The 11,196-nt window shown below is 49.8% G+C and carries 8 protein-coding genes and 1 pseudogene; 2 read left to right on the forward strand and 7 right to left on the reverse strand.

Translation table 11 applies throughout. The annotated features are described in order from the left end of the window. Positions 1 to 245: 245 nt before the first annotated feature. Positions 246 to 1,130, forward strand: coding sequence for a hypothetical protein (locus tag JMI88_RS11860; RefSeq protein ID WP_201362042.1), 885 nt, complete (start codon positions 246 to 248; stop codon positions 1,128 to 1,130). Between the two features lie 485 nt (positions 1,131 to 1,615). Next, positions 1,616 to 2,035 (forward strand): annotated as a pseudogene (locus tag JMI88_RS39380) (universal stress protein); the annotation flags it as partial. A gap of 685 nt (positions 2,036 to 2,720) precedes the next feature. On the opposite strand, the gene JMI88_RS11865 reads toward JMI88_RS39380, so the two are convergent. From JMI88_RS11865 to JMI88_RS11895, 7 genes are all read right to left on the reverse strand, one after another. Beyond that, positions 2,721 to 3,794, reverse strand: coding sequence for an ABC transporter ATP-binding protein (locus JMI88_RS11865; RefSeq protein WP_201362043.1), 1,074 nt, complete (start codon positions 3,792 to 3,794; stop codon positions 2,721 to 2,723). Beyond that, on the reverse strand, positions 3,794 to 4,930 hold the full coding sequence (locus JMI88_RS11870) for an ABC transporter ATP-binding protein (RefSeq protein ID WP_201362044.1): 1,137 nt from the start codon (positions 4,928 to 4,930) through the stop codon (positions 3,794 to 3,796). Before JMI88_RS11870 ends, JMI88_RS11865 begins: the two co-directional genes overlap by 1 nt. Then, positions 4,930 to 5,952 carry an ABC transporter permease gene (locus JMI88_RS11875; protein ID WP_201362045.1) on the reverse strand — a complete coding sequence of 341 codons (1,023 nt, stop codon included), beginning with the start codon at positions 5,950 to 5,952 and terminating at the stop codon, positions 4,930 to 4,932. The genes JMI88_RS11870 and JMI88_RS11875 overlap by 1 nt, the downstream gene beginning before the upstream one ends. 5 nt (positions 5,953 to 5,957) lie before the next feature. Then, entirely contained in the window at positions 5,958 to 6,941 is a 984-nt protein-coding gene (locus JMI88_RS11880) for an ABC transporter permease (RefSeq protein WP_201362046.1), read from the reverse strand. A gap of 117 nt (positions 6,942 to 7,058) precedes the next feature. After that, positions 7,059 to 8,762 carry an ABC transporter substrate-binding protein gene (locus JMI88_RS11885; protein WP_201362047.1) on the reverse strand — a complete coding sequence of 568 codons (1,704 nt, stop codon included), beginning with the start codon at positions 8,760 to 8,762 and terminating at the stop codon, positions 7,059 to 7,061. Positions 8,763 to 8,965: 203 nt separating this feature from the next. Continuing rightward, positions 8,966 to 10,093 (reverse strand): LacI family DNA-binding transcriptional regulator, encoded by a 1,128-nt coding sequence (locus JMI88_RS11890; RefSeq protein ID WP_201362048.1) that lies wholly within the window; start codon positions 10,091 to 10,093, stop codon positions 8,966 to 8,968. Between the two features lie 330 nt (positions 10,094 to 10,423). Then, positions 10,424 to 11,143: a response regulator transcription factor gene (locus tag JMI88_RS11895; protein WP_201362049.1), complete on the reverse strand. Its 720-nt coding sequence runs from the start codon at positions 11,141 to 11,143 to the stop codon at positions 10,424 to 10,426. Positions 11,144 to 11,196: the final 53 nt, after the last annotated feature.

An 11,196-nucleotide genomic window follows, 5' to 3' on the forward strand; every position in this document is an offset into this window, starting at 1 on the left:
CGAGCCACAAAAAGCTTATGGCTCAGCTTCCTAAGCCGGTTAGATAGGAGCAATAGCTAGACATCGATGCCGATCTCTGTTAAGATGCACAATATGGAATTAGATAATGTGGATAATGCGTTATTCACATTATCTATTAATTTTTACCTATAAATTGACCAAACGCTATCATTCGCTTTTGCTCACATGGGCGATGGTATTTCACTAAAACGGTATTTCACCGAGACGAAAGGATCGATCATTTCATGAATGTACCTCCTCAGCCTCCATTGGGAGAGGAACCAGAAAAAGTGTCAGAACTCCAGTCTGCCAGGAAAACACCTGATCAACCAACGCCCACATCTGAAACAGTTTCACACGGGGATGTGGCAGAGCAACCTGTCTCAGAAGAAGAGACAGCTTCACATGAGAATGTAACAGAACAGCCTGTCACATCTTCCGAGGCTGCTGCGCATGAGGATGTGGCAGAACAGCCAACTATCGATGCCAGCGCCGATGATGAGGTGACTCCACAGCCAGTGGCATTTTCTGAGTCGCCAGCCGCTGTCGAGGAATCCACTGAAGACACAATTATAGCCAACGAGGCTACAGAAGATGAAGGCGAGGATCTAGAGGAAGACGATGCGGCCGCTCAACCAGCGCACTCAGGCGTCTTTGTGAAAAAGAGTGTGCTGGTTGGTGCGATCAGCGCGGTAGTGTTGGTAGCCCTGCTGATGGCGCTGCTGTTTTTTGTCAATCGCCCCAAAGATCCACCCACCGATTGGATCTCAAGTTTGACACCACCAGCCGGCTCGGGCAGCGCCAGCAAAATACTGTACTACCTGCACTGGACCAACGAGAATGGTGAATTGAAGGGTCAGCTACAATTGTCGGCCTTCGCCAATGGCGCGCCACAATCCCTGACAGCGCCGGCCAGTGGTCTCTATGATCGCGATAACCATATCATCTATGTGGTAATTACGATTAATGGCCAGGCCAGCACACTGATGGGTAAAATCAACGACAACAACGACACCCTGACCTTAAACCAGGTTGGGGCTCCGAGCCAGGCCAGCCAGCTGGTATTCCATACTAGTAGCGCAGATGATTATAAACAGGCCACTAAGAAGTTAGTACCAGCCAAAAAGTAGTGGCGGCGCGCACCATCTTATGCGCGCTCGCCATCGGATTTCTTTTTAAGAACCACTATCTTCTAGTTAAGATAGTGGTTGATTCCCCATATGTCGGGAAGCAGAGCACCCCTGGCTGGGGGACACAAGCGTCCCCAACCTTTTTTCATTGCTGCAGCAGCAATGAAAGGGCTTCATCATCTGGACCATAGGGACTATTGAGCAGGAAGATATCGTTTCCTGATCATAGGATAGTCTCGCGCCCATGAACCCGCATCTCAAAGAAATCACAGAATACGGCTATACCTGTATAGCTAATTTTGTGATTGCACTGAGAGATGCAGCTATCTCCTGTGACATGCTTGTGATGAATTGGTATTACAGTGTGAATAATGCAGATAGGGTAAAGAATTCTTCTGTTTTCTCCTGGCGATGAAGGCAGGACCCGTATCTCGTCTACGAAAAAAACGTTCACAATGTCATAAAGCTTGAGAAGGAGCTTCAACATGTTTACGCGCATACTGGTTCCTCTTGATGGATCTCCAGCTACAGAGCACGCGCTTCCCATCGCGGCCCGGCTCGCCCGTACCGCTCAGGGATCATTAATACTCGTCCATGCCATCACGCTGGGTACCGATTTCAATGGAAAATCTACTCTGAAAAAGGATGCCTTACACGGCCTGATTGAAGCTGAAAAACAAAAAGCCCTCGACTATCTTACTAATATCGCCGCCATGCCACTGTTAAACGAGATTGATGTGGAGATTGAGATCTGCTGGGGCCAGGTCGCGCCGTCGCTGATTGAGCAGGTAAAGCAGCATAACTGCGACCTGATCCTCTTGAGTCGCAAACACCATACAGGACTGAAATATCTGCTGCCAGGAAGCGTGGCCGAGCGCGTAGCTATACATGCACCGGTGCCAGTTTTTCTGATACACGAACACGGGCCGCTGCCGGTCATTCCATACGTACCAGCAGGACAACCTATCTGCGTGCTGATGGGCATCGACGATCTCGCTCAGGCCAGTACTGTCGTAAAGAGTTCCTTATCCCTCGTAGCAGGACTGGCAGCCACAACTCAACCAATCATTCGCCTGGCACGAGTCATCTCACCATACGCGGCAGAGCAACAGTCAGCTCCGCAGGGCAGCATGCTCGATCTTATGAACATCGTGAAAGAGCAGCAACTGAAACACGTGCACGAGTTTCAGGACATTGATGAGGCATCGATGGAAGTCGTTGCCAGCGCCTGTATGAGCGAGTCAACGCTGGTTGAGACCGACTATGCACATGCGCTCCTTAAAGAGGCTGGCAGCTACAACAGCAACGAGCACGAGCAGCATTTCCATCTGCTGGCCATCTCGTCGCGCTTTGGAAAGTATCAGCAAAGCTTACATCTGGAGAACCATATCGTGGAACGGATCACCCACGAAACGCAGCTGCCCGTATTGGTTGTGCCACCAATAGCGGCGATGGAGATCCCCCTGCAATGGCGCAGGCTTCCCACCTTTAGGAATGAAACACGACACGTAGGTGCGCCCCTTGTGAGTGGAAGGCAAAAGCGCTCGCAAGGGGCGCACCTACGATTTGCTTTTTATGTGTTTTCTACGTTTAATCGGCACTCTGGGCAGCATCAGTCTTTGATTGGCCCACACCTGCACCGTAGAGGAAACAATTGGTCCAATGCCCATTGCCCAGGTCAGTACGGCCAGGAAAACGTTCTTTACAGACCGGCATCGCATGCGGACAACGAGGATGGAAACGACATCCAGTTGGTGGCGTAATCAGACTCGGAATTTCACCCCGTGCAGTCAACTCCGTGCTCTGAGCGCCCGCATGGATACGATCGGGATCGGGAGCGGCCGAAAGCAATAGTTGTGTATACGGATGTTTGGGTTCTTGAATAATCTCATCACTGGGTCCGCCCTCGACTGTCTGCCCGGCATACATCACCAGCGTGTCCTCGGCAAAATAGCGCGCGCTAGCGATATCGTGCGTAATGAAAAGAAAGGCCAGGCCCTCCTCATCTTTGAGCCGTAACAAAAGATTGAGGATATCAAGGCGAATAGAAACATCCAGCATCGAAACCGGTTCATCCGCAAGCAGGACCTCTGGACGCACGGCAAGCGCACGAGCGATAGCCACACGCTGACGCTGGCCACCACTGAGTTGGTGAGGATATTTTTCGATAAACTGTTCAGCAGGACTGAGGCTGACGCGCCGTAGTAAGGCCAGCACCTGTTCGGTAATTTCACGCTCGGTGCGTGCATGATCAAAAATCTTCAACGGTCGAGCCAGGTGATAGCGAATATTATGGACAGGATTGAGTGAGCTAAATGGATCCTGGAAGATCAACTGCACATGGCGGCGATATTTACGCAGGGCAGACGCGCTCTTCGACAGCTTGATTGGTTCACCTCGGAAACTAATGGCACCAGAGGTTGGATTATAAATGCGGGCAAGCATACGCGCAACCGTTGTTTTACCACTCCCACTTTCACCTACCAGAGCCGTCGCGCGTCCAGGTCGCAGAGCAACCGACGCATCTTCAACGGCATGAACAGCCAGCGAAGGGCCAAAGAACTTGCCCCGCACAGGAAACTCTTTGCGTAGATTGCTAGCCTCCAGCACAGGAGCGGGCAGTTCCAGGTTGGTCTGATCATCAGCATAGCGAGAAGTGCTCATTACACCAGACTCCTTTCAGCCAGCGCCTCATAGCCTTTCGCAAAGTCCTGCGCGCTGGGTATTGCACGTGAATATTTCGGATCGTAGAGATGACAGGCAACAAGCTGGTCCGCATTATCATTCGTGGCCGGACGTAACTCAGGCACAACCGAATGACACGCATCAAAGACCATCGGACAGCGTTCTGCAAACGGACAGCCACCAGAATCCATGCGCAGATCGGGCGGTGAACCGGGGATACCAACCATTTTACGGCGTGGACCATGCAAGGTCGGAAAAGAATTGAGCAAACCATAACTGTAGGGATGACGAGGATGCTTGTACACATCCGCGCTGGTTGCCTTTTCGATCATCGTCCCAGCATACATGATAGCGAGCCGATCTGAGAGCTCAAGCAGCAAAGAGAGATCATGTGTAATGAAGATCAGCGCGGTATTAAACTCTTTACAGAGATTACTGATAAGTTCAAGAATTTCTCGCTGCACCACAACATCGAGTGCCGTCGTCGGCTCATCCATAATAATGACTTCAGGATTGAGTGCCAGCGCAATCGCAATGACCGCTCGCTGACGCATACCACCGCTTAACTCATGAGGATAGCTACGGATACGGTCACGTGCGATACCAACAAGCTCAAGCAACTCTAACGCGCGCTTCCGGCATGCATCAGATCCCATATCAGGGCGATGGGCTTTAATAGCATCAATAATCTGTGTGCCAACCGTCATCACCGGATTCAGAGCATTCATCGCACTCTGAAAGACCACCGACAACTCATTCCAACGAAATTCACGAAGCTGCGATGGTGTCAGACTCAAGACGTCAATGACATCCTCCTGCGGACTATTCCTGCCCCGCCTGCTATCAACCATACTCCCTTTCCGTTCGGCATGCGGGCGTGGATAATAGAGGACTTCGCCCCCGGTAATCTCAGCAGGTGGACGCAACAGGCGTGCAATCGCAAACGCTAATGTTGATTTGCCACAGCCACTTTCCCCGGCCAATCCAAGGATCTCACCACGCTTCAACGTAAGGTTGACGTCACGTACAGCGTGCACAGTTCCATTGGCCGCATAGTAATCGACACAGACATTTCTGACATCAAGCAGAAGATCAGAGTTGATACGTTCAGCCATTAAGCCACCACTTTCTTCGCTTTGCTGCCTTTCGGTTTTGCCTCTTTGCGTAAGCGTGGATTCGCAATTTCATCGACACCAAAATTGATCAATGAAAGCGCGGTACCGACCAGAGCAATACACAACGTTGGTGGAATAAACCACCAGTAAGCACCCTGCAGGATCGCATCATTATTATTGACCCAGTACAACATCGCCCCCCAACTCAAACTTGTCACGCTGCCCAATCCTAGAAATTGCAAACCTGCAGCAGCAAGAATGACATAGACCACCGTTCCGATAAAACCAGACATCACGATAGCGATTTCATTGGGCAAAATCTCAGCAAAAATGATGTGCAAGGTCCCTTCGCCACTCGATTGCGCCGCCTGGACAAAATCGCGGCTGCGCATCGACATCGTCTGCGCACGAATCACACGCGCATTCCACGACCAACTGGTTATTGTCAGCACAAACGCAACCGTTAAATCACCCTTTGGGAAAAACGCGGCCAGCACAATAGCCAGTGGCAAACCAGGGATAACCAGAAAAACGTTGATAAAGATAGAAAGAATATCATCAACCGTTCCACCACAGTAACCTGCCACCAGGCCAACAGACGTTGAAAAGGCCGTAATCAATAAAGCGGTCAGAAATCCCCAGAATATGGACGAACGTGTACTGACAATCGTCTGGGTAAAAACATTCTGCCCCGTCTGTGTCGTACCAAACAAAAATTGCGCAGACGGCGGCGCCAGAGTCGGTCCAGCATTCAAGGTGTTTGGATCTTGATGGATAAAGAGTGGGCCAAAAATAGCCACCAGGATAAAGAAGACAAGGATCAGAACGCCAATGCCCACTTTCCGATTCAGCGTCACCATCCGCCAGAGATCACGCATGCGTCCACTCACCGCGGGTGGTGCACTCGTTCCCGGCAAACCCGAAGCAGCGGTCCCAACACTGACAACGCCACTGGTAGAGCCAACGTTCGTTAACCCGGTTTCTAGCTGGGAATTGTTGGCGTCAGGTCTCGTAGAACTCATTGGTCTTACCCCCTTTCTTGGCGGACGCGTGGATCAAGCACAACATATGTCAGGTCAACCAGGAAATTGGCCAGCAACACCGCAACCGTAATCACCAGAAAAATACCTTGCATCAACGCGTAGTCCGAGTTCTGCACAGCCTGGAAGAGCGCGTACCCGATACCCGGATACGAAAAAATGATCTCCAGAAACAATTGGCCAGCCACAACTCCACCCAGGGCGATCGCAAAGCCTGTAATACTGGGCAAAATCGCATTGCGCGCTGCATAATTCATCATGACACGCCGATTAACCAGTCCCTTGGCCTGCGCCATCAACACATAGTCCTCCGCCAGCGTGGTAATCATCGAATTGCGCATCCCAAGCATCCAACCGGCAATGCTAGCCACCACAAACGTGATCGCTGGTAGCACAGCATGCTGAATGACGCTGGCAATGAATTCAGGTGACCCATCAGGCGAAAGGAAACGATCATACCCACCATTCAAAGGGAACAGGTTGAGCGTAAAGCCAAAGATATACAGCATGATAAGCGCCATACAGAAGTATGGAATCGCGCTGATGAATGTCATCAATGGTGGCAGTAAACTATCCAGGAATGAGTTTCGCCGCCAGGCAATAATAATGCCGAGCAACGTGCCCAGGCCAAAACTAATAATCAACGAAATAGTCACAAGTACCAATGTCCAGGGGAGCTCCTGTCCAATAGCTTCTGCCACAGGAGTGGGATAATACGTAATGGAGAGTCCCAGATTCCCATGAAGCAGACTATTCAGGTACTGTAAGTATTGCACCCATAACGGATCATTGGTTACGCCAAACTGTAGCTGAAGAGCATGTAACGCTTCAGGTCTGATACGACCTTGAAAACGGGCAATAAAGATCTGTGCTGGATCGCCCGGTGCCAGGCGCGGAATAAAGAAATTGAGGGTAATCGATCCCCACAACGCAATCAGATAAAAGCCGATGCGGCGTAACAGGTGACGCATCCATGAACTCCTTACTAGTAAACCAGAACAGCAAATTGAAGTTACAGTAGAGAGTCCCTATGAAAACAGTATGCATAGGAACTCTCACTGCAAAAACTAGTACGCGATAAGGAGGATTTACTGTACTGGTGTCAGATGCAACACCACCTGCTCAGCATCAGGATACTGCCAGGGGGGTGGCACTGCGTAAGGATTGTCCACTGAAGGCCAACCAGTAAAGTTCTTTGTGCTATATTCATTCCAGGCGGCACCATTGACCAGGGTAACTACCGGTACCTGCTCGACCATGATCTTCTCAAGTCCCTGAATGGCTTGCTTCTGTGCATTCAGATCGGTGGTTGTCGCATACTGATCCAGGAGTTTCTCGGTCGCCGGGTCCATCCAACGCTCAAAATTTGAAGCCGCCTGCTGTCCAATAGGAGCTGACTTTGCTTTACTCAGCATACTGTTAAAGCTATAGAATGGTGTCGGGCCAGCGCCGAAGCTACCAATACTCATATCGAAGCTACCCATATTTAACGCATTAATATAGGAAGCATATGAGAGGGCGCTCACGTTGGTCTGGATACCAATAGCCTTCAATTGACTATTGATCATTTGACACATCGTGACCCAGTCGCTCCAACCAGTAACCACATTGAGATTGAAGGAAAGCTTCTTGCCATCAGGGCCAACATAGATTCCATCAGAACCTTTCTTGTAACCCGCGCTTTCCATCAGTTTTGTCGCCTCGGCGACGTTAGGAGCCTGCCAGGTAGTATTCTGGTAATCAGATGCGAGATAATCCTTCTGCGCCGGAAGCAGCAAACCGGTTGGACTGCCAACAGCTTCAAAGTTACTCTCCGCAACTTTGGACATCTGATCCCGGTCTAGCGCAATACTGATCGCTTTACGAACATTGACATTATTGAACGGAGCCTTTGTCAGATTCATAATCAGCGAAACAGCATTGTTGGGTGGGAACCAGTATTTGTTATGGGCTGGATCGCGGTCGACATATCCCTTTTGCAAATTCGGGGTGTACAGACTGACCCAGTCGAGAACACCTTTGTCCATATCCAGCTCAAGAGACTGGTTGGAGTTGTACGAAGGATAGCGCAGCTCATCGACCTTTGGCAATCCAGACTGCCAGTAACTTGTATTCTTTGTGTAGTCGATCAGCTGAGAGGAGAAATTCTTCAATACAAACGGACCAGTGCCAACAGGATTAGGATTGGTATACTTGGTTGGATCACCAACATTCTGCCATAGGTGCTCGGGCACAATATATGTTGTGCCACCAACATTCCACAGAATGGGGGTATATACCTTTTTCATGTTGATAACAACAGTGTGATCATCTGGAGTAGTGACGCTATTAAAGTAATTCCAGAGGCCATTGCTATCAGCAGCTGGATATTTTTTGAGGAGATTGAGCGTAAAAGCAACGTCAGCAGAGCTGAACGGTTTTCCATCTGACCATTTGACATTCTGACGAAGAGTAAAGGTCAGAGTCTTATTATCACTGGAAAACTTATAATCTGTTGCCAACCATGGTGTAACTTTATTGCTAAAACCATTGACATACAACAGGGTCTCGTACACCATTCCCTGCGTGCCTGGATTAGCATTAGGCGCATATGGTCCAAAGTTCCTGGTAAAATCGCCGTTTGGCCCTGTCTGAATAGTCAAATAATTGTTGTGCGAAGAGCTCTGAGAAGTGCCATTACCACCACCACCACAGGCAGCCAATGCAGCACCAAGAATGAGTAAGAGCGAGAATAGCCACGCCTTTGTCCCACCCTTCCTCTTATACGACGTTGTCAGAGATTGCGGTGTCATTCAAACCTCCTGGATATAAAGAAACATTAGGAATCCTTTTCAGCATAGAAAATAGTATCAGAGGAGCTTTCCTCTCCGGTTCCTCCTTTCAATCGATCTTACTCCTGTTAATGGCACAACGAAAACAGCATAGCAATCGAAACTCCTGGATAGAGGGCCGCATAGAAAAAATACGCAGCGTTCCTACAATGCCAGGGAGCCGATTATACCGATGAGATCGAAGATCTTTGTTGCATACCACAAGAGGCACGTACAACAAGGCTAGTCGCCAGTTGGATACGTAAAGGGGGAGCACTTGATGGCTCATGAATGTCAGAACTGGATAGGCGCGTAAAGTCCCTGGCAAAGGCAGGTCTCACGTTGAGGCGTTGCTGATCTGACTGCTCTATTATTGAGAGCAGCAATTCGATTCCACGCTGGCCCATCTCTTGAAAAGGTTGTTTGACGGTTGTCAAGGATGGTCTCACCAGAGCCGAAGAGGAGATCGAATCAAAACCAACCAGCGCCAGATCACCAGGCACGTCAATACCATGCTCTTCCGCAAACGCCAGAACACCAAAAGCCATCAGGTCGTTACCAGCAAAAATAGCAGTTGGCCGTTGATCTTCGGGCAGAGAGAAGAACGCTTGAGTAGCCTCTCGTCCGGATGGCGTTTCAAATGCGCCTTCAATGACGAGCGCAGGATCAACCGGAATGCCGTGCTCTTGCAAAGCCCGACAATATCCCTCGTAACGATCACGTGAGCAAACGTACTTCATGGGTCCCTGAATATGCGCAATACGGCGATGACCGAGTGCCAGCAAATGCTTCACAGCATCATATGCGCCGCACTGGTTATCGGCACCAACCCAGGGCACCAGAGGAGGATCACCCTGATCATCAATTAAAACGACGGGGAAACCATGTTGATGTAAACGAAGCACAAACTTTGACGATTGCCCTGGCAAAACCGCTAACAGACCTGCAACAAGATTGGTTGATAAGATATGGTCAATGACATCGCCCTCACCATTTTCGCGTGTTTTGTCATTTAGACTATAAAGCACAAGTTCATAAGCGGAATTGCCTATCGTTTCAGCAATGCCACAAACGATATCGGGAATCATAGGCCAGGTAAAAGAGGGAACAAGTACACCAAGCAAGTGGCTACGCCCCCCGGCTAAACCAGTAGCAGTAGCACTCGGCACAAACCCTTCTTCTTTGACAATACGGAGAATACGTTCACGTGTATTGGGGTCTACGTCAGGCTTGCTGTTGAGAACACGCGACACGGTGGTTTTAGATACGCCCGCCAGGCGAGCAATATCATCAATAGTACGCTTCCTTGCCATAAATAACGTATCCTTATGGATGGCAACGATGCCAATCCTGCTCACGCTGCTTCCTGTGAGAAATTACAGGAAGCAGAGATAGTTATGAATATTAAAACTTTGTCAGACCAAAGCGGTTTCGTAATCGATTACGGTATCGATTACATTTAATTATACTGATGAATAATAAAAAATCAAGGGCTTCTGTCAACAAGATTGGTTTTTGAGAGTATTTCTTTTACTACCTGTAAGAGACCGCCTCAGAATTACAAATACTTCTCAAAGCGTTGCCTGGCGACACAACAAGATCACAGACGCGGGCCTCTAGCGGGATGAAGCAGGCTGATGGCGCTACGAAACTTTGGGGTGGGCCGCAAACTGATAGCCAACGCCAATTTTGGTATGGATGTAGGCTGGATGGGAGGGATCTGGCTCGACCTTTCGGCGCAGCCGATTAATGCTAACCTGGAGCATATGGCTTTCCCCCATATATTCTGGCCCCCAGATATGCTCCAGTAAGAGATCCTGGGTTAATATACGGCCTGCATTCTGCATCAGGTAGGCCAGGATACGATACTCGGTCGGGGTCAGGATCACCTCTTCGCCTCGCACCGTCACCAGGCGCTGCTCAAAATCGATATCGATATCACCAATAGTGAGCTTCGACCGGGCTGCCTGCATCTGCTCCAGCGCTACAAATTGCGAGCGCCGCAGCACGGCACGCACACGGGCGACAAGTTCCTCAATACTGAACGGCTTGGTCAAATAATCATCGGCCCCCAGATTTAAGCCCCTGACTTTATCGCTATCACGGCCACGCGCCGTGATAATGATGATAGGAAGCTGCGAAAACTCTCGTATTTTCTGGCAGGCCGTAAAACCATCCATATGCGGCATCATCACATCCAGCAACACCAGGTCCGGGGGATTCGCTTCGATCATTGCCAGCGCCTCTTCCCCATCGTGGGCATTCAGAACATGGAAGCCTTCCAGCTCCAGAGTGCGCGTCACCAGGCGCAAGAGCTGCGGATCGTCATCGGCCACAAGAATAGTATATTTCTTGATCGTCATTGTGGTACTCTCCCTCCCATATCCACCTTGAACACAGCAACAGAGCCAGAACA

The organism is Dictyobacter formicarum, from assembly GCF_016587435.1.